The sequence below is a fragment of the Chitinophaga sp. GbtcB8 genome, from assembly GCF_019091455.1.
Lineage (GTDB): Bacteria > Bacteroidota > Bacteroidia > Chitinophagales > Chitinophagaceae > Chitinophaga.
In genome coordinates, this window is record NZ_JAGXJN010000005.1 from 191,482 (window position 1) to 216,417 (window position 24,936).

At 48.9% G+C, this 24,936-nt stretch carries 22 protein-coding genes; 10 read left to right on the forward strand and 12 right to left on the reverse strand.

Translation table 11 applies throughout. From position 1 onward, the window contains the following. Positions 1-142: 142 nt before the first annotated feature. The 6 genes from KVT36_RS08270 to KVT36_RS08295 form a co-directional block, all read right to left on the reverse strand. Positions 143-2,938 (reverse strand): CARDB domain-containing protein, encoded by a 2,796-nt coding sequence (locus KVT36_RS08270; protein ID WP_217603019.1) that lies wholly within the window; start codon positions 2,936-2,938, stop codon positions 143-145. A gap of 39 nt (positions 2,939-2,977) precedes the next feature. Continuing rightward, a complete protein-coding gene (locus tag KVT36_RS08275) occupies positions 2,978-4,648 on the reverse strand; it encodes a glycoside hydrolase family 105 protein (RefSeq protein WP_217603020.1) in 1,671 nt (556 codons plus the stop codon). Beyond that, the gene (locus KVT36_RS08280; RefSeq protein WP_217603021.1) at positions 4,632-6,182 is read right to left on the reverse strand and encodes a glycosyl hydrolase family 28 protein; all 1,551 of its coding nucleotides are present in this window, start codon (positions 6,180-6,182) and stop codon (positions 4,632-4,634) included. Before KVT36_RS08280 ends, KVT36_RS08275 begins: the two co-directional genes overlap by 17 nt. Before the next feature lie 81 nt (positions 6,183-6,263). Continuing rightward, positions 6,264-8,153: a hypothetical protein gene (locus KVT36_RS08285; protein ID WP_217603022.1), complete on the reverse strand. Its 1,890-nt coding sequence runs from the start codon at positions 8,151-8,153 to the stop codon at positions 6,264-6,266. 45 nt (positions 8,154-8,198) lie between these two features. Next, positions 8,199-9,272 carry a LacI family DNA-binding transcriptional regulator gene (locus KVT36_RS08290; RefSeq protein WP_217603023.1) on the reverse strand — a complete coding sequence of 358 codons (1,074 nt, stop codon included), beginning with the start codon at positions 9,270-9,272 and terminating at the stop codon, positions 8,199-8,201. A gap of 58 nt (positions 9,273-9,330) precedes the next feature. Further along, a complete protein-coding gene (locus KVT36_RS08295; RefSeq protein ID WP_217603024.1) occupies positions 9,331-10,095 on the reverse strand; it encodes a phytanoyl-CoA dioxygenase family protein in 765 nt (254 codons plus the stop codon). Positions 10,096-10,179: 84 nt separating this feature from the next. On the opposite strand from KVT36_RS08295, the gene KVT36_RS08300 reads away from it, so the two are divergent. The 5 genes from KVT36_RS08300 to KVT36_RS08320 all read left to right on the forward strand — a co-directional run bounded on the left by KVT36_RS08300 (position 10,180) and on the right by KVT36_RS08320 (position 15,194). Next, a complete protein-coding gene (locus tag KVT36_RS08300) occupies positions 10,180-11,082 on the forward strand; it encodes an AraC family transcriptional regulator (protein WP_217603025.1) in 903 nt (300 codons plus the stop codon). A gap of 114 nt (positions 11,083-11,196) precedes the next feature. Beyond that, the gene (locus tag KVT36_RS08305) at positions 11,197-12,747 is read left to right on the forward strand and encodes a M81 family metallopeptidase (protein ID WP_217603026.1); all 1,551 of its coding nucleotides are present in this window, start codon (positions 11,197-11,199) and stop codon (positions 12,745-12,747) included. 122 nt (positions 12,748-12,869) lie between these two features. Then, a complete protein-coding gene (locus tag KVT36_RS08310) occupies positions 12,870-13,295 on the forward strand; it encodes an OsmC family protein (RefSeq protein WP_089908652.1) in 426 nt (141 codons plus the stop codon). A 130-nt stretch (positions 13,296-13,425) separates the two neighbouring features. Then, on the forward strand, positions 13,426-14,685 hold the full coding sequence (locus tag KVT36_RS08315; protein ID WP_217603027.1) for an ATP-binding protein: 1,260 nt from the start codon (positions 13,426-13,428) through the stop codon (positions 14,683-14,685). Positions 14,686-14,762: 77 nt separating this feature from the next. Continuing rightward, entirely contained in the window at positions 14,763-15,194 is a 432-nt protein-coding gene (locus KVT36_RS08320) for a response regulator (protein ID WP_217603028.1), read from the forward strand. 2 nt (positions 15,195-15,196) lie between these two features. Here KVT36_RS08320 and KVT36_RS08325 read toward each other — a convergent pair whose 3' ends face one another. The 4 genes from KVT36_RS08325 to KVT36_RS08340 form a co-directional block, all read right to left on the reverse strand. Next, a complete protein-coding gene (locus KVT36_RS08325; RefSeq protein ID WP_217603029.1) occupies positions 15,197-15,712 on the reverse strand; it encodes a DinB family protein in 516 nt (171 codons plus the stop codon). A 44-nt stretch (positions 15,713-15,756) separates the two neighbouring features. Next, complete coding sequence (locus KVT36_RS08330; RefSeq protein ID WP_217603030.1) at positions 15,757-16,527, reverse strand: SDR family NAD(P)-dependent oxidoreductase; 771 nt, start codon at positions 16,525-16,527, stop codon at positions 15,757-15,759. Beyond that, a complete protein-coding gene (locus tag KVT36_RS08335; RefSeq protein WP_217603031.1) occupies positions 16,511-16,849 on the reverse strand; it encodes a helix-turn-helix transcriptional regulator in 339 nt (112 codons plus the stop codon). Before KVT36_RS08335 ends, KVT36_RS08330 begins: the two co-directional genes overlap by 17 nt. 245 nt (positions 16,850-17,094) lie before the next feature. Next, positions 17,095-17,382 carry a helix-turn-helix transcriptional regulator gene (locus tag KVT36_RS08340; RefSeq protein ID WP_217603032.1) on the reverse strand — a complete coding sequence of 96 codons (288 nt, stop codon included), beginning with the start codon at positions 17,380-17,382 and terminating at the stop codon, positions 17,095-17,097. Positions 17,383-17,522: 140 nt separating this feature from the next. On the opposite strand from KVT36_RS08340, the gene KVT36_RS08345 reads away from it, so the two are divergent. Continuing rightward, positions 17,523-17,903 (forward strand): hypothetical protein, encoded by a 381-nt coding sequence (locus tag KVT36_RS08345; protein WP_217603033.1) that lies wholly within the window; start codon positions 17,523-17,525, stop codon positions 17,901-17,903. On the opposite strand, the gene KVT36_RS08350 is transcribed toward KVT36_RS08345, so the two are convergent. Both KVT36_RS08350 and KVT36_RS08355 read right to left on the reverse strand, forming a co-directional pair. Beyond that, positions 17,900-18,958 (reverse strand): response regulator, encoded by a 1,059-nt coding sequence (locus KVT36_RS08350; protein ID WP_217603034.1) that lies wholly within the window; start codon positions 18,956-18,958, stop codon positions 17,900-17,902. The genes KVT36_RS08345 and KVT36_RS08350 overlap by 4 nt on opposite strands. A 1-nt stretch (position 18,959) precedes the next feature. After that, positions 18,960-20,540 carry a PAS domain-containing sensor histidine kinase gene (locus KVT36_RS08355; protein WP_254639905.1) on the reverse strand — a complete coding sequence of 527 codons (1,581 nt, stop codon included), beginning with the start codon at positions 20,538-20,540 and terminating at the stop codon, positions 18,960-18,962. 168 nt (positions 20,541-20,708) lie between these two features. On the opposite strand from KVT36_RS08355, the gene KVT36_RS08360 reads away from it, so the two are divergent. The 4 genes from KVT36_RS08360 to KVT36_RS32650 all read left to right on the forward strand — a co-directional run. Beyond that, complete coding sequence (locus tag KVT36_RS08360) at positions 20,709-21,104, forward strand: hypothetical protein (RefSeq protein ID WP_217603035.1); 396 nt, start codon at positions 20,709-20,711, stop codon at positions 21,102-21,104. 168 nt (positions 21,105-21,272) lie between these two features. Then, the gene (locus KVT36_RS08365; RefSeq protein WP_217603036.1) at positions 21,273-23,699 is read left to right on the forward strand and encodes a heavy metal translocating P-type ATPase metal-binding domain-containing protein; all 2,427 of its coding nucleotides are present in this window, start codon (positions 21,273-21,275) and stop codon (positions 23,697-23,699) included. Between the two features lie 50 nt (positions 23,700-23,749). After that, the gene (ccoS, locus tag KVT36_RS08370) at positions 23,750-23,908 is read left to right on the forward strand and encodes a cbb3-type cytochrome oxidase assembly protein CcoS (RefSeq protein ID WP_217603037.1); all 159 of its coding nucleotides are present in this window, start codon (positions 23,750-23,752) and stop codon (positions 23,906-23,908) included. 26 nt (positions 23,909-23,934) lie between these two features. Next, on the forward strand, positions 23,935-24,936 hold a 1,002-nt coding region (locus tag KVT36_RS32650; RefSeq protein ID WP_254639906.1), incomplete at its 3' end, for a cbb3-type cytochrome c oxidase subunit I.

The window sequence follows — 24,936 nt, forward strand, 5'->3', positions numbered from 1 at the left end:
TCCGGTAATTTAAAAATGTCCCCCCAATCTAGTGTAATACTCCGGATCAAAAAAAGAAAAACTTCCTCTATAAAACTCGATAACTCTAATATAAAACAATTTTTCGGTAACGTACCCGTAAATTACAAAAAACATAGAAATATTATTCTTTCGTGTTATCATCTACCATGAAATATAATGCGTCTTCATTATTCAATGCTGTAATTTCAGGTTGTTCTCCGTCAATTTTAATTCTCACCAAATGCTTTCCAGCAGCCGCTTTCCAGTGAAACAATATTTGTTGTGTACGCGCCTGCAGATCATCAGGCGCTTCCAGTGAAGTGATCACCGTGCTATCTTCCACTACATCATCTACATAAAATTTTACCCGGCTGTTCACCGCTGCTGTATTTCCAATATTATGCAGCGTGATCTGTACCACGTACATGTTATTTCCGGCACCTGGTTTTATCACAATATCCTTAGCGGTAAGTGCCGGATCTGCTTTAGGTGCAGGGCTGCCGGGGTAAGCCTGCAGCTGTTTTACAGCCACTATCAGCAGCTGCCTGGCGGGCAGGGTAAGTGAAAGATCTTTCACCCGTTCTGTAATAGTAATGGTATCAGTGCTAAGCGCTTCATCCATGCTATCATCTCCATTCTTATCAAGACCGGTGCTTACGCAATACCGGCCTGGTTGCAGCTGCCAGGTACGTAATTGTACCCTTCTCTCCTGCTCAAAATTGTATAACGTTGCCTGTAAAAAATGTTGGTCGCCGCCATTCACAAGAATGGCTACATCCTTACCGGTATTTTTCCAGGAGGCCAGCAGGCTGGGATATTCATACCCTGCGCCAAAATGCCCCAGGTACATACCGGATAACAAGCTGTTATTGGGAATGTACACGCGATCCGTAAACTTTACTTCGCTGGTCAGCAAAGGAAAATTGTACCGTAAGCTGTTCAGCATTTCTTCCAGTCCCTGTTCAATTACTTTTTTATCATGATGCAATGTATACCGGTTATAATGCGCGCCGTATTTATCCACCAGGGTATCATAACGGCTGCTGTTACTCAGCTGCCGCGCCATGGCAAACAGCTTGCCCATTGGGTTGCTGCCGGCTGCATGGTCTATACCGCCGCTAAGCAGCTGTTGCTGCACCCAGTACAGCGAGCCGGGTGTAGTATCTTTTTTCTGCAGGGGCGGCGTCATTAACCTTGCATTCGTATTAATGGTCTGCAAAAAAACTGGCTTTTGCGTAAGCGCATATAACCCTGCCAGCAAATATTGCAGCTCGTTCACATGCCCCAGGTGATCCCAGTTGTAATACGTATAGGTAAGCTGAGGGTCATACCACTGTGCGGAATGGCCCCCTATTCTATCCTCCTGAAAGGCCACCGCCGACGGGATCACTCCCGCCGGCTTACCATTGATGGCCCTGTTGGCATCGGTTATCCATGCCTGTCCCCATTCACTCAATAACTTTATTAAGGTAGGATTGTTATTATACCAGGCGGCCCATAAACCAGGCAGCAGCGCCCTTGCATTCATAGCTACATCCACATCATATGGATAATATGCTGATACCGCTGTGGCGGATAAATAGTAAGAACGGAAATGCCGGTGCCCCATGGAAGTAATACCGGTCCACACATCCCTGAAATTTTGCATGCTGGTCAAACATCGTTCTACATATTCCGGATCACCGTATTTGATCAGGAACATACCGGGATGGGTATCCCGGAAAAGCTCTGCGGCATGTTCCACATCATCTATTCTTTTTGCAAAGCCGCGTTCCAGCACGCCGCTGTTCCATACACCATCTGCCAGGCGGGTATAACCCACACGGGCCAGGCTGTCATCCGCACCCAGCACCGGCGGCAGCCACCAGCGCAGCATTTCCACATCGTCCCCGTATTTGCCGCCCATTTCTCCGTTAGCAGTTTGTTTTACGCCTACCCACCAGTGAATGATCTTTAGTAAACGGTACATTACTTCCCGTTGATACACGGCCCATAAGGGTGCGTTTTGCGGGGCTGCCGGTATATTACAGGTATCCGCTACCTTTTGCCCGGTATACATTTTAAGCAGGTTATTATCCGGGTAGCTTTGCTGTAATTTTTTAAAAAGCTCCCGGGCTTTTGCCTGCTGCCAGCTGTTATCATCTTCCTGGTCCAGCCAGTAGTAGGTGCGCGCCAGCAGGTACAGGGCACGGTTATACAACGGATCGTCCGCATCAGCGGTTACCTGCTCCAGCAGGCCGGCTGCGGCATTCATACGGTATATTAAACTCAGCCCGGTTTCGTGTACTGCCCATGACCAGCCGCCACCCTCAAAATATTTGCAGGCCAGCAAATATTTTCGGCACATATCTGCCTGGTTGGTAAAGGCTATATTGTTACTGTCGGGCTGTTGCAGGAACTCTTTTACCACAGCAGTATCTTCTTCCAGCGGCGTATCAAACTGTATATCACGGTTACGGGTACACGGCCTTAATTCCAGCGCATACAAACCTACCGGGGTGCCCTGCCCCCTAATACTTATGACCGTATTGGCTTCTTTCACGGTTATTTTCCGGCGTAAGGTATGGTAAGGTAAGCGGTACAGGGGCGTGTTAATGGTATCCGGCAGGGACCTGTGATCCACGGCCACCGTCATTTTCAGGTTCACAGAATCTTTGCAGCCCAGGCTCAGGATCATAAAGTAATCACCGGCCGGCACATCTGCCCGGAATACCAGGCTGTCTTTTGCCCATACGCCGCTGCGGAAAATGGGGCTGTATAATTTTTCATTGGCAGTATCAAACGTGCTGGCCGGCGCCTGCAGCCATCCAAAACCCTTTTGCGCATTGTATTGCATAACAGGCGTAACGCGGGTATAACCCGGCGCTACGGCCTGCTGTTCACTGCCCATATCAAACAGGTAGTTCTGTGGCTGTTTACCGCAGGCGCAAAGGACCATGATCCCACATAAGTATAAAAATGTTTGCCGCAATGCCTATTATGGTTTAAGTTCCGCGATTGCTATTCCTGCCATGATCACCGCGCCCAGGCCGCGGGGATCGTTATTAATCGTTTTCCTGTTTATATAGAATTTTTCGTCTGCACCTATTTCCGTGCCCTGGCAAATACCGTGCACCACGCCGCTGCTGTCTATTTTAGCTGCTACTCCTTCCCAGGCCTGTAAGGCATGCTGTTTAAAACCCGGGGCCAGCCAGCCATGCTGCACACCTTTAGCCATGGCATAGGCAAAAATGGCGGTACAGGAAGTCTCTTCATAACTCGCCGTACAGTTTATGAGCTGATGCCACCTGCCGCTTGCTGCCTGGTAGCGTAACAGGCTGGCCATATGCTGCTGAAAAGATCTTAATATTTTCGTATAGGCGGGATGTGTATCCGGCAATGCTTCCAGCAGCACTACCGTGGCCCATGCTATCCAGCCGTTGGCGCGGCCCCAATAGGCTACCGACTGCCGGCCGGTAGTACTGAACCAGCCGTGTTTGTATAACCCGGTTTGCGGATTGTACAAATATTTCCGGAACTGCAGCACCTGTTTTACGGCATCTTCCAAATACTGCTGCCTGCCGGTGGCCTGGCTCATGATCACCAGGAAGGGTACGCTCATAAAAAGGTCATCGGCCCATACCGTAAATTCAAGTGGCTCCGGGCGGCAAAAAGTGCTATCCGGTAAGCGTACCTGCTTATCCGTTATATACTGCAGCAGGGGGCCCAGTAAGGTGTTATAGGCTGCAGCATCTTTTTCCTTTTGGTACAGGGCCGCAAAAGGCAGGGCCGCCGCCCCGGCATCATCCAGCATGGTGCGCCGGAATACGCGGTGGTAGCTGCCCCGCCAGGCATACAAAGAATCGTATTGAAACTGAAGATTAGAATAGTTATCGAACAAGAACCGGGTATATCTTTTTACAAAGCTGCCATAACGGCTGTTGTTTGTTGCTTGTTGCAAAGCCAGCAAGGTCCATACAGCAGTGCCGTGGGAGTAATGCCAGTTAGCATAGGATTCCCGCTGGTAGACCGCAGTGCTGTCTATCACCAGCTCCGGCAGCCAGCGTTGCGGCGCTGTTTGCCAATAATTATATGCCGCCTGTGGGCTAAATGCAGCTTGTGCAGGATTAATTACCTGCGTGGTGTATAACCAGGGCTGCGTGCTGAATTTTACAGCTGTTTCCTCATCGCCGGCAGCTGTTATTGCGCGTAAAAAAATAACCGCCTGCGAACGCGTATGGATCAGTATTTCATTTCTGCCTTTATGCAGCTGAGCGGTAAAATATTTATTGAAAGTAAAACGGTTGTAGGCAATCTCTTTGGGGTTTACCACCCTGGCAGCATCCTGTTCATACACCCGCTGCTGGTTGATCCATACCTGTACCGGGCCTGCAGTGGTAATGCCAAAACGTACCAGCGTATCTGCCATTACATTGGCAAAACGAACTGCATAGGCGCCCTGTTGCGTATTCAAAAACCGGGCATCAATCACCTGCATGCCCAACACTTCTTTTTGCGGCTCCCAGCTCCATTCAAAACGGGTATCCTTTATAAGCTTGTCAGCCACTTTGCAGGCCAGCTCCAATGCAGGCGCCTGCTGCGCTACCGCGGTATGCAGCAACAATAAAGCCATGCCTAACAGGCCTGTTATTTTACTTTGCTGCTTCATCCGCTTTAATATTGGTGGATTGTTGATCCTTGATCCATACACGCTGCACCGGGTAAGCATTGCGGCTGTTGCTGATGATACCGTCCTTACTGTTATTAATGTACACGGCAGCGGGTGTGCTGCTGCTGGTTTGCACATCCAGCGCATTCAGAGTGAACTGCTGCGTTTGTGCTACCACTACACCGGGGCGTGTTTCTTTTCCTGCATTACGCAGTGTAATGTCAGATAAGCGCACATCTTTTGCATACCGGATAAAAAATCCATAGGATGGCAGGTTGCCGAACATAGTAGCTTCCGGGTATTCTGTTTCTTTTTCTACTACCGGCTCATACAGGTTCACCTTTGCCCCATCCCCATCGCCTTTGGTTTCTATGTAAATATGTTCCAGTGAAATATTTTCCAGCGGCGCTTTTGCAATACCGCTGATAGAGCAGCCTGTTTCATCTGCGCCGGTGGCGGTAATGTTAGACAGGTGAATGTTACGCGCACGGCCCGGCGCAGGTACCGGCGAATCTTTTGTATGCGGCCTGGCCCTGTTGCCCAAACGCACAAACAGCGGCACCTGCGGCCCTTCTATCACTATGTTGCTGATGGTAATATTTTCCATGATACCGCCATCCACCATTTCCAGCGAAATGCCGCTGTTACCGGCCGGTTTACCGTAAATGGTGGTCGGTTGCGCAGAGGGTTTGATCACACAATTGCTTACTGCAATATTCCTGAAACCACCGGTTGATTCTGTTCCGAACTTTAATGCATTGCAATGGCTGCTAATGACACAATTGCTGATGGTAATATTCTCTGAGATATGCGGAGAGGTACTTTTAATGGTAATACCATCATCATCCGAATCGCCGGTTATACCGGAAATATGTACATTCCGGCAACCATCAATATCCATCATGTCATTGTTCTTGTTAGAGTGGTTCCAGATACGCACGCCTTCTATCCACACAAATTCACAGCCCAGGTAATGCTGCATCCAGAAGGCGGAGTTACGCAGCGATACATCCCGCACCTTTACATTTTTGCAGTTGATGAACCAGAGCAAATAAGGCCGGTCGCGGTAACGGTCCGGTTTTTTATTGGTAGTAATTACAAATGCGCCGCCCTGCCCGTCAATAGTGCCGCTGCCTTCAATGCCTACGTTCTCCTGGTCTTTACAAAAAATAAGACTTTGTTTAGCCCACTCATCTCCATAAAAACGGATGCCGGCATCCTGGTAGGGATATTGTTTTGTATCTGTATGGCCCAGAATAGTGGCGCCTGCAGCTACATGTAGAGTTACATTACTTTTCAGATAAAGGGTAGCGGTTAAAAATCTGCCTGCGGGAAAATATACTTTTCCGCCCGTGGCTGCACAGGCATCTATTGCTTTTTGTATAGCTTTTGTATTATCTGTTGTACTATCTCCTATTGCGCCATAGCGGGTTACATCATACCACTGGGCTTTTACGCTACCGGTAACACCTATGAACAGGCAGCATAACAACAGGGCGTGGAATATTTTTTTAGTTACGGGAAACAATTGCATTCGTTTTTCACTTTTACAGATAAAAATAAGATCTGGTTCGAAAATAAGCCTTTTTCGGGTACGTACCCGTTTTTAATCATTTTATTTGTCCGCTGATGTATTTAACACCTGCAGGCAATAGGTTACACTACGGGAAATGGCCTCCCCTTCCGGTTGTATCTCCAGCTCCAGGGGCCAGGCTTTCAGCGCCGGGTAAGGCGCCCAGTAATGAGCCGCCTCCCGCCCTGCAATCCAGCGCGCTTTACCGGATAAGATCCTGAGCGCCCATTGTTTCTGGCCGGCATGGATCAATATGGTACGGTCATCCTTTTGTTCAAAGCTCATACCTGCATATTGTATAATGGGCTCAATCACATGCACTACCGGCCAGGCATCATGCCAGGTAACGGTAATTGTTTTTTGCAGCGCACTGCCGGTGAACAGGTAATTCAGCTGGTACCCTACCCCGCCGGTAAGCCCGTTCTTATCTTTCAGCTCACCGCTAACATTTACGGTATACTGTTTTTTTGATGTTTCATGAAATGATAAACGGCTGTCAAACTCATACAGGTTAGTGAAATAACCCGCGCTATCCGTATATTCTATCCTGGGCGTAAGCGGCAGCACACCAGGTGCTTCCGGGAAGCTCATAGGCTCGGGCCGGCTGTATACCGTAGGGCTGGATGCTGTTATAAAACCATGTCCTGCTGCCCACAGATGGCTGATAGCACCACCATCAGGACGGTACATGTATTTACCTTTAGCGCCTGCCGGGTCTTTATAACGGTAACCAGTGATCGTAGCCATAAATTGCTGCGTGCGCACTTCAATAACATCCAGCGTGGCAAAGTGTTTTATCCAGCTGCTGCTATCAGCCGGAATGGCTGCCAAAGGCCGCGTAGCTCTGGTTTCCAGCGTATAGGCCAGCGCCAGGTTCTTGGCTTTGGCAAAGGTGGGATAAATACAGGGCGGCGTATTAAACAGCTTCGCATGCTGCGGGCCATAACCTACCAGGCCAGCTATTATATTTTTACGCAGGAATAATAAGTTCCGCAGGGAAGCATTGGCATAACGCGGATCTTCATCGGCATACAGGCTGAATAAAACCTGGCTGCCATCAGAGGTGGCGCTGCCATAACCTGTCCATTTATTGGAGCGGATACCCCAGGAAGCATCCAGCGAACCATCCGGATAAATAAAATATAAATGATTTTTCAACGCTCTTTTTACATAACCATTCACCAATGTATCGGCCGTCAGGCGGGCGTATAGGCCCAGCCCCCATAACGACATTTCCATATCATAACCCAGGTCCACTCCCATTTTATTGCCATGGCTGCGGCCTCCTTCACCGTTCAGGAAGCCGTCTTCATCCATTTTGGCAATGGTTCTGCGGGCCAGCTGCCAAGCTTTTTGCGTATAGGCCTGCTGGTGTAACACCAATCCTGCTTTGGCTAAGGTAGCAGTAGTGGTGGCTACATAATTAATGCTGGCAAATTCCGGCGTCATTACCCTGTTAAGATAAGCGGCGGCTTTTTCCATGCTGCTGCGCCATTGTGTTTGTTGTGCGGTAGTTAGCTGCGGGGATAATTTTTCGTAGGCTAATAATAACATTAACAGCTGGTCAGTAGTAGTGCCTGTCCATTCTTCCGGGGTTTCTTTCCAGCTGCCATCTGCCTGCTGCTGGCGGAAAAGCCAGTCAGCCGCCCGTTTTGCAGCCTGCACATAACGGGCATCACCGGTAATACCAGCACTAATTGCAAACGGGTACACTGCTTCTGCTGCGCGGGTATGCCATACCTTGCAATGCGCGCACCAGATACCACCGGCATTGCTCCCGGCGCTGTCTGTGGCCTGCCGTTCCAGTAACGCATTTGTTAAGGTTAGCAGCGTGGCGGCATATTCTTTTTTGGGTGATAGTTCCTGCGCACTGGCCGGAACAGCTATTCCCGGCAACACTGCCAGTAAAAGATATATAAGAACACGGGTCATAAGCATTTGCTGTTCATACCTGATGCCTTTATATACCCCTTACCGTTAGTTGCGGTAAAAAAGGTAATTCTCCCTGGTGATAATATCAATAGGCATCAGGTAGTTTTTCTCAATAACATTGGAATATACCAGGTGTTGAAAAAGCGTCATAATACCCCGGTATCCCTGCTCCTGCGGTTTTTCGCAGATCAGGAAATCTATATTGTCTGCTTTAAGGTGTTGTACATTATCGGTTGTAAAATCATAACCTAACAAAATAATATCCGTACGGCCGGCAGCTTCCAGGTAACGGGCCACCAGCGATACACGGGAATTGGTGACAAAGATGGCTCCGATATTTTGTTCCTGTTTGACCAGCTTTGCCAGCTTACGTGATACCCCGGCGTATTCTGTTTCCTTGGAATCCAGCGTTAGCAGCGGGTTTTCCAGCTTGCGGTCTTTAAAATAAGCCCTGAACCCTTCTTCCTTACGCAGAATGGCGTAGTTGGTGCTTATTTCCCTGGCTATTTTAGCGATCACTATTTTCTTATCCCGGGCCGTGCAATAGTGTACCAGCTGGGCAGCCAGGTAACCGCTGTGAAAACTTTCAGGTCCTATATAACACATGGCATCATAGCCCGGAATATCAGTGTTAATGAGCACATACGGGATCCCGGCTTTTTTGCTATGCTCTGTCAGCTGCACCGCCGGATCCGGAAAAGTGGGTGTAAACAAAATGCCCTGCGGTTTAAAACGGATGATCTTTTTCACTTGTTTTTCAAACGTACTTTCATCATTCTGATCAAAATAAAAGTAGTGAATATTGACCCCGTATTGTTTGATCTCGCTTTCCGCTTTACTGATGCCATCCCTGGGCGCCTGCCAGAACTCTGTTTCCGGGGATATAACCGGCAGCAATACCGCCAGGTTAATAGTGCCGCGGGTGGCCAGTGCCAGGCGTTGCGCCAGTACATTGGGCTGGTATCCCAGCTTATCTATGATAGCCTGTATCTTCGTTTTGGTTTTTTCCGACACTCCTTCCCTGTTGTGGATCACCCTGTCAACCGTAGCGATGGATACCTGTGCAAGCCTTGCTATTTCCTTTACGCCGGCAGCAGCTTTGGCATTATTTTTCTTCATAAAGCTTCAAACGTATGTAACAAATATAGAAAAATAATCAGCCGCCCGGTTATTAACGTTAGTCTTTGGCGCTGGTATTCCGCACCTCCCGCTCACCCGTGTGGTCAAAGCCACGCTCCCGCTCAAATTGTATCATGGCTGCAGGCCTGAAGTTGTTAATGAAGGCACGGCGGCGGTTACCCGTACTGTTACCGCGGCTGTAATGCAGTGTAGCGCCCTGGTGCCATACGCAGGAACCTGCTTTTATTTCTACGGCCACTCCTTCCCTTTCTTCGGCATCGCACATTAACGCACCACCACCACTGCCGGCCGGCCGGTGTGCGCGAACGGGCTGCCTGTGCGAGCCCGGTACGTACCACATACAACCATTCTCTTTCACCGCATCATCCAGCGCTACCCAGCAGCTGGCAGCTCGTGTGTCCGGCATGCTGATCCAATAAGCGCAGTCCTGGTGCCAGGGTGTAGGCGTATTGGTGAAAGGCGCTTTATCTATCAGCATATCAAAATCCATATCCATATCGTCCCCTAACAGCTCTTTGGCAATAGCCAGCGTTCTTACATGCAATACCTCATTCAGCAATGAGGGCAATAACCTGCCCGGTAACATGATCTGGGTAATACGCTCCCGGGTAGCGGAAGACCGGGTGCCATCGGAAAAGCCACCCAGGTCTGAACGGAACTTACCTGTATTGATCTTATCATCCAGGAATTGCTGGTATATATCCCGGTAATAATTGATCTCGTCCGGTGTCAGCAGATCGTTCACTACCAGGTAACCGTCGTGGTTAAAGGCTTCGATCTGGGCTGCGGTAATAACCCCCATAATATATTTTTTTTGTCCCTGTTCAAATGTACTATTGTATATTTAAGAACTATTTCAACATAGTACTTCAATACTATTTTATACATGGCAAAACGTACAGCCTTAGATATTCATTCCACCGCAGAGCGCCATATCATTGACTTCCGGCAATGGGGCTGGAAGGATATTGCCGTACTGGGGAAATATCATTACAAGCAAACCCGCAGCTCGCTGGATGCACACTCACACCAGCATATGCTGGAGATCTGTTTTTGCAGCAAGGGAGAGCAGGTATATAAAGTGAACAAGACCCTGTATAAAATAAAAGGCGGTGAGCTGTTTGTTACCTATCCCGGTGAATTACATGGCACCGGCGAATTCCCGGAAGAAAAGGGAGAAATGTACTGGATCATCATTAACATGGATGCTACCCGCAACGGGCGGCGTTTCCTTCATTTTGACGGTAAGCTGGCTGCTGAATGGAAGCGGCAGCTGCTACAGCTGCCCCGGCACTTTAAAGGGAACAGCAAGCTGAAAACCACGCTGGAACAGGTATTTCAGCATCATGCGCAAAACAGCTCCCTGCTGCACCAGATACATGTGCAGCACCTGCTGGCGGATTTCTTACTGTCTGTGATCAGCTGCTCACAATCTGCTACGGTACGCAGGATAGAGGAACGGATGGATAAGATAGATGCCTACATCCACGACCATCTGGATGAACCGGCCGTATTACCCGAGCTGGCCGCGCAGGCAGGTTTATCCCTTTCCCGCTTTAAAACCTGGTTTAAAGAAGCTACCGGCACTACCCCGCTGGATTATGTATTAAAGTATAAAATTCAAAAAGCGCAGGAAGCCCTGCTGAAAGGAAAGCTCTCTATTGCCGGTATTGCCTATGAAACCGGCTTTCAGAATGCACAGTACTTTGCTACGGTCTTTAAACGGTTCACAGGTTTAACACCCGGCGCGTATAAACAACGTGCAGGCGGTAACGTTAAAAAAAGCTAGTGGCCGGTTTGGGATGGCGGAGCCTGCCCTGCTCCATGCTGGTAATATCTAAGTTTTTATAACTGTTATGAGATTAGCGCTTTTCTGAGTATTTTAGAACAAAGCGTTCCCACCATGAAGCAACTATATTTACTGGTACTTTCCCTCTGCGGTATAACGGTATCGGCTATAGCCAAACCATTGCCCCGTATTGCCATTACCGGGCTGGCTATAGAATCCAGCACCTTTTCACCCGCATTAACCAATGAAGCCGCATTCCATGCAAAATATGGTGAGCAGATCTTTACCTCTTACCCGTTCTTTGCACCTGATTCCTCCTTGCGGAAACAGGCCTTGTGGCTGCCTGCAGTAATGGGCCGCTCCTTACCCGGCGGCGCAGTTACACGCGAAGCATATGAATCATTAGTAAAACAAACACTGGAAGCGCTGAAAAAGAACATGCCCTATGATGGATTGTTCTTTGATATACATGGCGCCATGAGCGTGGTAGGGCTGGATGATCCGGAAGGAGATCTTATTACCCGCATCCGCGCAGTGATAGGCAAACAAACGCTCATCTCCACCTCCATGGACCTGCATGGCAATGTATCCTGGCGGCTGGCGGAAAATACAGACCTCATTACCTGTTACCGTATGGCGCCGCATGAAGATGCCATGGAAACCAAACGGCGCGCTGTAAGCAACCTGCTGGAAAGGCTGGAAAGCGGTAAAGGCAAACCGGCATATAAAGCCTGGATCCCCATTCCAATACTGCTGCCCGGCGAAAAAACAAGCACCCGTATAGAGCCCGGTAAAACCGTGTATAAGGCTGTGGCCCCGGCTTCCAGGCAACCGGGTGTTATTGATGCCGCCATCTGGATCGGTTATGCCTGGGCCGATGAACCGCGTAACCATGGCGTAGTAATGGTAACCGGCGATGATAAGGCAGCAGTGACCAGCACTGCGGAGCAGCTGGCAAAAGGCTTTTGGAATGCCCGTAAGGATTTTGCTTTTGTAGCGCCCACCGGCGATCTCAAAGAATGTTTGGATAAAGCGCTGGCCAGCGATAAACATCCGTTTATGATCAGCGATTCCGGCGATAACCCTACGGCCGGCGGCGCAGGGGATGTTACCTGGACCATTACCCAGATCTTAGCGCGGCCTGAATTTAAAAATGAGAACGGCCCTGCATTGATTTATGCTTCCATACCCGGCCCTGAGCTGGTGCAGCAAGCCCTTACAGCTGGTGTTGGCGGCCATGTGGATGGTTATGCCGGCGCAAAGGTAGATGCACGTTATGCACCGCCCGTACATTTGGTCGGCACCGTTACCGCTATTAAAAAAGGCGATAAGGATGCGGAGGTAGAAGTAGTGGTAAAGGTGGGCAGTGTAAGCGTGATCGTTACCCGGAAAAGAAAACCCTATCATAAGGAAAAGGATTTTACCGACCTGGACCTGCAGCCCCGCAAAGCGGCTATTGTAGTGGTAAAGATCGGTTACCTGGAACCGGACCTGTATAATATGCGGGCTGACTGGTTACTTTCTTTAACACCGGGTGGTGTGGACCAGGACCTGGAACGCCTGGGTTATAAACGTATTCAACGGCCCATGTTCCCATTGGATAAAGATATGCCTGAACCGGATCTTACAGCGAAGCTGGTACCGGCATCGGATAAGGCGAAGTAGCATCAACTGCCAACCGCTCCGCGAACTGTGGACCATGGACCGTTTTAATTACGTAAATTTAACTTTAGTTAAAACTTCTTACCTTTTATTTCATCACCTTTACATCCATAAAATCATACAATATGAAAAGAACAGCAAATGCCCACTGGACGGGCAATCTCAAAGAAGGCAAAGGAGAAATATCTACACAAAGCACCGTATTGAATAAAACGCAGTACTCCTTCAATACCCGTTTTGGCGATGGTGTAGGCACCAACCCTGAAGAGCTGCTGGGCGCCTCTCATGCAGGATGTTTTACAATGGCCGTGAGCGCTGCGCTTACCCAGGCTGGTTTTACCGCCGGTACCCTGGATACCAAAGCTACCGTAGAGCTGGATCCTGCTGCAGGTCCCAAGATCACCAATATAAAGCTGGAGCTGACTGCTTCTAAAATTGAAGGTGTATCTGAAGAGCAGTTTAAAACCATTGCCAATGGCGCTAAAGAGAATTGCCCCATTTCAAAAGCGCTGAGCGCTACCCCCATCACCCTGGAAGTAACTTATCAATAATATTTCCGCTACCAGGAAAAAAGAAATTGCCCGGCCTGCATGAATGCGGACCGGGCAAATGCTTTATAAAATAATGGTTATATTTATACGTAGCAGTCCCTGCCCGGATTGATCAATGAAGGAGTAAAAGATGTCAAAGCAGAGTAGCCTGTCAAAAGATATTGAGAAAGTAAACCAGATCCCGATCGTATCTACGATGCTGGAAGTAATTTGCCGCACAACCGGAATGGGGTTTGCTGCTATTGCACGGGTAACCACTGAGCGGTGGATTGCCTGCAGTGTGCGGGACGAAATTCAATTTGGCCTGGAACGCGGCGGCGAGCTGGAAATAAGCACTACCATCTGTAATGAAATAAGAGAACACCGGCAGCCGGTGGTGATCGATCATGTAGCGGAAGATGCGCTGTATGCCAACCATCATACCCCTAAGCAATACAGGTTTCAGAGTTATATTTCCATACCGATTTTCCTGAAGAACGGCGCTTTCTTTGGCACGTTATGCGCCATAGATCCTAAACCGGCCCAGTTAAAGAATACAAAGACCATTGGCATGTTCAACCTGTTCGCAGAGCTGATCGCCTTTCACCTGCATAGCCTGGACCTGATGGAACAAAGCAATGCCGCCCTGGTAGAGCTGAACCGGCAGCTCACCAATTCAATGGACGAGAACCGCCAATACAATTACATTTCCCATCATAACCTGCAGGAACCGCTGCGGAAGATCCGCATATTCAGTGATATGCTGATGAATACTACGGCTACGCTGCCGGAAACTGATAAAACAAAAGACCTTGCGTTAAAGATCAACACCAGCGCACAAAGGTTTTCTATGATGATCAAGGATCTCTCCGAATATTCAGAGCTGAATGATAAGGATATCCTGTTTGAGGAAGCAGACCTCAATAAGATCATCAGGGATGTATGTGCACAGCTGCAGCCACAGCTCACCATCAGGCAGGCGCTTTTTAGTGCGGATGTGCTGCCTGTAATACCGGCGCTGCCGCTGCAAATGGAGCAGCTTTTTTATCACCTGGTACATAATGCGCTGAAGTTTTCCAAAAGGAATATAACGCCGGTGATTCATGTTTCTGCCACAGCGCTGTCCCCGGACCACAGCACCCACCTGCCTGCATTAAAGTCTGGCAGCAGTTATTTTGAGATCCGCATAACAGATAATGGAATTGGTATTGACGCACCGCAGCTGGAAAAGATCTTTGATATTTTTTCCCAGCTCTCCTATAATGAATATCCTGGCGGCTTTGGCATAGGCCTTGCCTATTGCCGTAAAATAGTCCGCAACCACCGGGGTATTATTTCTGCCCAGTCCGAACCCGGTAAAGGAACTACGTTTTCCATCATTCTGCCGGCTGGCCTGCCCGTTCATCATTAGTACCGGCAGCTGCTGTTGATAATTACAACGGAAGTGGCTAACTTTTAATTTATTGCTCACTACAATTGCATAAGCTTATGCCGTTAAATGGACCTGTTCTCATCATCGACAATGACCTGGAAGACCAGGAATTTATTTCGGCCATACTGAAGGAAATAGATCCGGCCATTAACACCCACTGCTTTCATGATGGGCAGGATGCGCTGGATTACCTGCTTATAACCACCCAGCAGCCTTTCCTGATCCTTTGCGATGTTAAAATGGAAGGCATGAACGGGCTGGAATTACGTGCCCACATAAACAACAATGAATTCCTCAGGAAAAAATCTATCCCCTTTGTATTTCTGAGTGATTATGCCACGCAGGAAAATGTGAATAAGGCATATGATCTCACCGTACAGGGATTTTTTGAAAAAGCCAATACCCATAACGGCCTTAGAGTGCAGCTGGACCTGATCGTTAAATACTGGAAATCCTGCATGCACCCTAACCGTTATTTTATCAGCTGATGTTAATCCGCTACTATTGCCGCCTGCTTTAATAAATTCAGCTGCCCCATATGATAGGTCATATGTGTAATACGCCCCAGCAGCACATTCAGCTTATTCCGTTTAGGATCCAGCGCAAAGTCCTCTGCAGAAACACGCGTATGCCGTTCCAGCCACTGCGGGGTGCTGAAGTTTGAGAAATGATTGGTTAACGCGCTGGTCACATCTTCCCAATAGCTTTTTAGCTCTTCAAATGAAGGGAGCTCCGTATCCGGCAGCTGTTTATCAGGCGTGCCCAGGAAAAGGGATTCCAGCTCAGGATGCAGCCGCTCTCCCAGTCCCAGCATAGGCAGCAGGCTGTCGTTGGCAGCAGTCAGGTGGCCCAGCAGGTATACTGCACGGTTACGGCCCGCAGCCACTTCCTGGTAATAAAAATCAGTATCGTATTTGTTGAAATAACCGGTAACAGCTTTCACCTGTACATTCCAGGCATTTTTAATTAAGCCGGTAATTTGTTCTGATAAGAGCAGATCTGACATGGTGGGATCAAATTTAGTGTGTGATGTTTAAAGATGGGGATCGCTTATGCCAGCATACCTCCATCCACGGCAATAGATTCGCCGGTAAGGAAAAGCGATTTGCTGGTACCCAGGAACACAATGGCCTGCGCTACTTCTTCCGGCGAACCGGCGCGTTGTAAAGGAACAGTGGATAACAGCCCGGATTTATATTCTTCATTATGACCTACAAAACGGTTCAGCATACCCGTTTCAATAGGGCCGGGCGCTATTACATTCACACGTATGCCGGCGGAGGCTACTTCCAGCGCAGCAGAGCGGCTAAGACCTTCCACCGCATGTTTGCTGGCCGTGTATACTGATGCGCCTGCGGCGCCCTGCCGGCCCAGTACGGAAGATACGTTGATAATGCTGCCATGCCCCTGCGCTACCATTACTTTCAGCTCATGCTTTAAGCTCAGTAATACGCCCAGCACATTGGTCTGGAAAATGGCTTCGTAAGTTTCCAGCGTTTGCTCCACTACCGGGCCAGGCTGCCCTTCTGTTCCGGCATTATTAACGGCTACGTCTAAACGCCCGAATTTTGCAACGGTTTGCTCAACCAGGTTTTGTACATCCGCCTCTTTTCTCACATCGGCATTTATATATTCTGCGTCTACACCCAGCTCACGCAGCTCTGCTGCCAGGGCCTGCCCTTCTGCATCACGGCGGCCGCTTACTACTACGTTAGCGCCTTCCTGGGCAAATGCAATGGCCGTAGCGCGGCCTATACCGGTAAGCGCACCGGTTACCAGTACCACACTTTGTGAAAGGTCTGGTTTAGATGTTGTTTTCATTTGTTGATATTTTATTATTGTCAGAAGATATTAGTTTATCTGCGGGCGCTTTGGCCACATACGGATGCAGGAGCTGCAGGTATGTTTCAAAGCGGTTATTATTAATGCGGTACCGGGTGGTACGGCCTTCCTTTTCTGCTATTAACAGGCCCGCATCCACCAGCTGTTTGGTGTGGTGCGAAACCGTTGACTGTGCCAGGTGTAACATGTCCATAACGGCAGCGCATTGCATCCATCCTTCTTTGCAGATGGCCTGCACGATCTTCAGCCGGTACGGATCACCCAGGGCTTTGGATATTTTTTCAATTTCACGGTTACTCATATTACCTGCTTTTAATGGAACAGCGCCAGCAACTTATTTATAAATCGAAATAAATCGATTAATAAATTCAAAAAAAGGGCCGGTGGTGTACATAACACTTTCCCCGGGCCCTTTTTCATGATCCCTTATAGCTAAATATCTAAACCTTTCAATCTTCTAATTCCACGCTGCCGCTTTTGCTGATACAAAGTTATACAAACAAATCGATTAAACGAAATATTTCGATTAATAGAGATAAAAAATTTTTACCGCTCAAACTTCCTTAAAAAATCCACATAGTCGTTAAAGCCTTCCCGGTTCACCTTATACTTAGTGCAGCGGCCATCCTTTTCCGTATGCAGCAGATCCGCATCCACCAGCTGCTTCAGGTGGTGCGAAACGGTAGACTGGGCCAGGTCGAACATGTCCACAATAACGGTACACTGCATCCAGTCCGGCTCCTTTTTGATGGCCTCCATGATCTTAATCCGGTAAGGATCGCTTAAGGCTTTGGAGATCCGCTCAATCCGCTTTAGGTCAAATGATGAATTCATTGTTGCAAATTTATCGATTTATGGGCAAAGGACCAAGCCATATCAATATCGTACTGATGCGGGACATTTTTCCTGCTGACCACCATCATAGGCCAGGAAAAAACACGGTATTAAATTGCCATGAAAACTTTCTATAAGCAATGAGAAACGGAAAACCCGGGGAGCTGATCGCAGATAACGAAAACTGGAAAAACGAGCTAAAAGTGCTGGAAGACGGCATTATACGTTTTAAAACAAAGCTGGCGGGCATCCTGGAAGCTGATCTTCAGCTGTATGAGCTGGAACAGCTGGAATATTTCCAGAACAAGTTCCTGAAAATGGATGATCAGATCAGCCTGTTGCGCCATGAAGTAAGGGAGCAGCTGCACCTGCTGCAGCAGCTATCACAGTCCAGCGGCCCCCAGCTGAAAAAGATCCTGGACCTGCAATACAGGCTGGAAGTGAAGATGATCATTATCCAGGGGAACTTTGACCTGCTGAGCTCCGAATTTAGCGGTTACCTGCAAAAAACCTGTTCTTAATACAACAGGGCGCCCAGCTTTTTTTCATTGAGTATAATGATGGCCCCATCTTTTATATCGATGAGTTTTTCTTCCCGGAAATCGCCCAAAGTGCGGATCAGCGATTCAGTAGCCGTACCGGCAATGGCGGCCAGGTTATCACGGCTGATGTCAATGGCAAACGGTCCTTCTTTGTGCCCGCTGTATTTTTTGTGCAGGTGCATTAACGCTTCGGCCACTTTTTTGCGCAGGGAGTTATACGCCAGGCCCAGTAGCTGCTGCTCTTTGCCGGTAATATTGCGGGCCAGCAGCCGTATGAACTGCACGGCTACCTCATGGTTGTTATGCAGTAGCTCTTCAAAATCTTCACGGGGAATAACGGCTATCTCGCATTCTTCCATGGCCTCAGCAGTTTCTTTATACACCGTTCCTTCCAGCAGGGCTATGTAACCCAGGAAATCGCCTGCATTATACAGCTCCACTACCAGCTCTTTACCATCCTCATTCCGCTTAAATGTTTTTATTTTTCCTTTTTGAATATAGAACAGGTGGGCAGGATGGTTCCCTTCCATATAAATAACCTGCTTCTTTTTAAACTTATCTGTATTACGCCCTTCAGACAGCAGCTGCAAAGATTCTTTACCCGTAGCAGCCTGCATCAGCTTATTCAGCCCTTCGGGGTTAGAGGCAAATTCCTGCTTCTTCAGCAGGGCTTTTTTCAAACGGCCTTCTATAGCATGCAGCAGCTCTGTACCGCTGAATGGTTTGGTAATATAATCATCTGCCCCCATTTCCATGCCTTTTCGGAAATCGGTACGCTCTGTTTTGGCTGTCAGGAAAATAAAGGGAACATCCTGCAAATCATCATTACGCTGCAGCATATGCAAAACGCCAAAACCATCCAGCACCGGCATCATAATATCACAGATCACCAGGTCCGGCTTTTGCTGCAAAGCCAGCTCCACACCCAGTTTTCCGTTTTCCGCGGTTAATACTTTATACCCGGCCAGGTCCAGGATCTCTGCCGTGTTTTCCCGGATGTCTGTATTGTCTTCTATCAGCAAAATGGTTTGCATATTAATAGCTGGCTGTTTCGTTATGTAAAGAAAAATCAATGGTAAAAGTAGTGCCCACGCCTAATTCACTCTCACAGGATATGCGGCCGTTCATCAGCTCACTGTACTTGCTTACAATATGCAGCCCCAGGCCGGTACCCTGTATATTGCTTACATTGGCGCCGCGGTAAAACCGTTCAAACAGGTGCTGCTGGTCCTCCTGCGACATGCCTATACCATTATCCTTTACCTGCAGCTGAAAAGTGTTGTAATCTTTTTTAGTGTAAATGCCAATAGTAGCGCCGGGGGCGGAGAACTTGATGGCATTGCCCAGCAGGTTCATGATAATATGTTTCATTAAAGAAGGGTCCAGCAATACTTCCGGGGTGCCGGTATGAAAGTAGCTGATCTCCTGCCCTTCCTTGATCATACCGTGCATTTCCTGTATTACGGTGTTAATGTTATCTGCAATATCAAAGCTGCTCATGCGCACCTGGATCTTACCTTCCTCAATCCTGCCTACGGATAAAAAGTCGTTCAGGATATCTGTAAGCAGGTTCACGGAAGTGACTATACGCTGTATGTGCTTGTTCCGTTTGGGCTGATCAGCCTCCGCGGCATATTGTTTTACTAAAAAAGCAGATGACAGGATGGTGCTGAGCGGGGTGCGGAACTCGTGGGAGGCCATGGACACAAACCGCGTCTTTAGCTCATTCAGCTCCTTTTCCTTACCCAGGGCAAGGGTAAGCTCCTCTTTGGAAAGCTCCAGCTGCTCCAGCGCTTTGCGCAGCTGCAGGGTGCGGTCCTCTACCATTTGCTCCAGCTCATTGTTCAGCCGCTCCACTTTTTCTTCCGCTTTTTTTCTTTCCGTAATATTATTTACGTAGGCGATCACAAATGCGCCTTCTTCATTCTGGTAGTGGCTCAGGCTTATTTCTACGGGAAACTCCGAACCGTCCTTCCGCACGGCAAACAGGTCTAAACCTATGCCCATAGGGCGGTTCTGCGGATGCTCATTAAAGCGGGTGCGGTGGCCTACATGCCGGTGGTGCGCACGGGCAGGGATCAGCACTTCTACCTTTTTCCCGGTGAGCTCCTGCCGTTGATAACCAAACTGGTTCAGCGCAAAATCATTGATCAGTACAATCTCTCCTTCTTTATTGGTTACCAGGATGCCAATGCTGGCATAATCAAATAAAGCCCCGAAACGCTGCAGCTCCTTGCTTAGCAGCTGCTGGTGGCGGGTATCTGAAGGCAGGGTGGTAATGCGGAAAGCACAATAGTCCTTGCCTGCATGCCTGAATGAAATATCATCATACGAACCGGAAAAGGTTTCCCCTGCCAGGTTGGTCCACTGCCGCTCTTTTGACGGTTCCCTTTTTTCCGTGCCGGGCCTGCAGATGCCAAACCCGTGCTTATCCAGGATGCCCTGTAAGACGGCATGATCATCGGTGCCCAGCATTTTGATACCGGTTTCATTAATATACAACAGCTGCCCGCTCGCCTGCTCCCGCACAGCCACCAGCCCGGGTTCCCGCTCCAGTACAGCAGCAAAAACAGAAAGCTGGAAATTAATATCAAGATCGTGAATGGAAAAGTTCATATCATTAAAGTAATGTGAAAGTTACAGTTTTTTCCGGCTGTATCATTACGGCCCAAAGTGCAAAAATCCCCGGGAAGGATATATGATCACAATCATTACCCTCCCTGACAGCCATCATTGAGGGGCAGGCAGCAGCAGCTTAACATTGCAGTGTATAAACCTTTAACCATGGAGATCTATATAAGCGAGGACGCCACCATTGCCACCCTGCAGCATGAGTTCCAGGAGGCTTATCCTTATCTGAAGCTGGAATGCTACCGGCAGCCCCACAGCGAAGGCCAGGCCTGCGCCATGGCCGATAAGCTGCCGTCAGCAACACCCATAGAAGATATACGTATGATACACAATTTTGGCTGGCTGGATATTGGCCACCACCGTACGGCAGCAGCAGTAGAACATGACTTTTTTCACAAATATGGATTGAGCGTACAAATACTGCGCAAATCCGGCGATCTGTGGCTGCAAACCACCGTCACCGATAACTGGACGCTGGGACAAATGAACGAAGAAGGACAGCTGGCGGAAAAGAACATTTTTTATTACCCGGGTGAACCAGTGGAATAATTTTTACCTTTTCATAATCTATGCTCAGATAAAACCGGTATTGCTTTAAAGCAGCCGGTTTTTTTGTGCCGCTTTTTACCATACCTGATAAATATCATCCCCGGATATGATGTCCGTCATTGCCGCCCCTGCCCCCTCCTTTTACTTTTGAACTTATAACCGAAAGGCATGATAACCGTTGAAACCAGCTGCTACCATTGCGGCGAAACCTGTGAAAATACAGACATTCTCCTGGACGATAAGCCGTTTTGCTGTGAAGGTTGTAAGCTGGTATTTGAGCTGCTGAACGGTAACGGGCTTTGTACCTATTACCAATTGAACGGGCAGCCGGGCGCACCCCAACGCAGCCTGGCAAGGCCTGATAAATTTGCCTTCCTGGAAGATGAAAAGATCCGGCAGCAGCTGGTACAGTTCCGCAATGATACCCATACCCATGTTACCTTTTATATTCCGCAGATACATTGCAGCTCCTGCCTGTGGCTGCTGGAGCACCTGCATAAGCTGGATGATGGCGTGCAGCGCGTAACCGTGAATTTTGCGCGTAAGGAAGCGCAGGTGATCTTTCAGCAATCCCAAACCTCTTTACGTAAGGTGGCGGAGCTGCTTACCAGCATTGGGTATGAGCCTTACATCAGCCTGCAGGACCTGCAGCATAAAAAACCGGCAGTGAACCGGCAGCTGATCTACCAGCTGGGCGTAGCTGGTTTTTGTTTTGGCAATATTATGCTGCTTAGCTTCCCCGAATATTTTTCCGGCAACGGTGGTATGGATACCCATTTGTTCCGTTACCTGAACCTGCTGTTATCCTTACCCGTGTTCCTGTACAGCGCGCAGGCATTTTACCGGTCGGCCTGGGGCGGCCTTAAACATGGGTTCATGAATATAGATGTACCCATTGTACTGGCCATTATAGTCACCTTTACCCGCAGCCTTATTGATATTGGCACTAACAGCGGGGCCGGGTATTTTGATGCCATGACCGGCATTGTGTTCTTTATGCTGGCAGGCCGCGTGCTGCAGGATAAAACCTACCAGGGCCTTTCCTTTGACCGGGACTATACCAGCTATTTTCCTATAGCCGTTACCGCTATACGCGGCAAAAAGAATGTGCCCGTTGCCCTGCCGGATATAAAGGAAGGAGAAACCTTACTGATCCATAATAATGAGCTGGTACCGGCAGATGGGATCCTCGTTAAAGGCAGCGCGCTGATCGATTACAGCTTTGTAACCGGCGAGGCCGATCCTGTGCCCTGCCTTACCGGGGATCTTATTTATGCCGGCGGCCGGCAGCTGGAAGGCAATATACAGCTGCACACTATTAAAGCCGTAGCGCAAAGTTACCTCACCAGCCTGTGGAACCGGCAGGAGCTGCAGCAGGACACGCACAAACAACCCTCTTTCATACACCTGCTGGGCGGCCATTTTACCTGGGTGGTACTGGGCATTACCGTGTTAACAGCCGCCTGGTGGGGCTTTCATAACCCGGCAAAAATATGGCCCTCTGTAACGGCTATATTAATTATTGCCTGCCCCTGCGCCCTGCTGCTGGCAGCATCCTTTACCAACGGGCACATTTTAAGCATATTAAGCCGGCATAAATTATACCTGCGTAATGCGGCCGCTATTGAAAGGCTGGCCGCTACAGATCATATTGTATTTGACAAAACCGGCACGCTTACAGACAAGCAAAAAGCCATTACTGTTTTTAACGGGCGGCCGCTTAGCCGCCATGAACGGCTGCAGGCAGCAGCTTTGGCAGCACAGTCCACTCACCCGCTAAGCCGCATGGTGCGCGACTTTTGCGGCAGCAACCATATACCTGTAAAGGACTTTGAACAGGTAACAGGCATGGGTATCAGCGGTACGGTGATGAAGGATACCATCCGCCTGGGTAATGCAGCTTTTACTGATGCAGCGGGTATTGCCACTACAAATGGCAGCGTGGTATACCTTTCCATTAACGGGCAGGTACGCGGTTATTTCAGCATCCGCAACGGCTACCGCACCGGCATACCGTCCTTAATACTGCAGCTGCGGAAAAAATATAAGCTCACCGTACTCTCCGGTGACCATGCACGGGATGAAAGCACGCTGCGCAAGCTCATGGGCGCTAAAGCCACCCTGCGCTTTTTACAACAGCCGCAGGATAAGCTGGATCATATACTGGCCCTGCAGCAACAGGGGCAGCGTGTGCTTATGGTTGGCGATGGACTGAATGATGCAGGCGCCCTGAAACAAAGCGATACCGGCATTTCCCTTACGGAGGACAGTAACAATTTTACCCCTGCCAGCGATGGCATTTTAGCAGCCGCTAACCTGCCGCTGCTACCCCACTATATACAATTATGTAAAACCAGCAAACGCATTATACTCACCAGCTTTATTTTTTCGCTGGCATACAATTTCACCGGTTTGTTCTTTGCCGTACAAGGCAAGCTATCCCCCCTTACCGCAGCTATTTTAATGCCCGCCAGCTCCATCAGCATTATACTGCTTACCTGGAGCCTGAGCGCAATGGCAGGCAAAAAGCTGCACCGTAAAGCATTACAGCTCACAACTGACGAAGATCAGTCATTTGCCTGCGCCAGGTCATAGTGGCCGCAGCCCGGGCATGCTAATTTTGAACTGTTCAAAAACAGATATCCATGAGCGTTATCATACTGTTGCTGGGAGCCAGTCTTACCGTAGGGATCATTTTCCTGGTTGCCTTTTGCTGGGCCGTAAAAAGCGGGCAGTTTGAGGATGACTATTCACCCGCCCACCGCATCCTGTTTGATGAGCAGGCAAACGACCAACAACCATAAACCGGATAAAACAACAAGCTATACTTATGTCTCTGGAAAAGTTTTCTTATGACAACCGCACCGTAAAATGGTTTGCTTATGCTGCTACCTTCTGGGGGCTTATTGGCATGCTGGCCGGGCTCTGGATAGCCCTGGCGCTGGCATACCCTCCCATGAACCTGGGTTATGCGCCCACTACCTTCGGACGTTTGCGGCCGGTGCATACCAATGCCGTGGTTTTTGCTTTTGTGGGTAATGGCATTTTTATGGGCGTGTATTATTCTTTACAGCGCCTGTGTAAAGCCCGTATGTTCAGCGACCTGCTGAGCAAGCTGCATTTCTGGGGATGGCAGGCCATTATAGCCGGCGGCGCACTTACCCTGCTGTTAGGTTATACTACCGGTAAGGAGTATGCGGAGCTGGAATGGCCTTTTGATATAGCCATTACCGTGGTTTGGCTCATATTCGGTGCCAATATGCTGGGCACCATCTTACGGCGCCGGGAAATGCACCTGTACGTAGCCATCTGGTTTTACATAGGCACCTGGGTAGCTATAGCCATGCTGCATATTGTAAACTCCTTTGAGCTGCCCATATCCCTGTTTAAAAGCTACAGCTGGTATGCCGGTGTGCAGGATGCGCTGGTACAGTGGTGGTACGGGCATAATGCCGTAGCCTTTTTCCTTACCACGCCTTACCTGGGCCTCATGTATTATTTTATTCCCAAAGCGGCCAACCGCCCTGTTTATTCCTATAGGTGGTCCATCATACATTTTTGGGCGCTCATATTTATTTATATATGGGCCGGGCCACACCACCTGTTATATACTGCCTTACCGGAGTGGGCGCAATCATTGGGTACGGTGTTTTCCATCATGCTCATTGCGCCCTCCTGGGGCGGTATGCTCAATGGCTTGCTTACCCTGCGCGGCGCATGGGACCGCGTGCGGGAAGATGCTATCCTCAAATTCTTTGTAGTAGCGCTTACCTGTTATGGCATGGCCACTTTTGAAGGCCCCATGCTGGCCCTGAAGAACGTGAATGCTGTA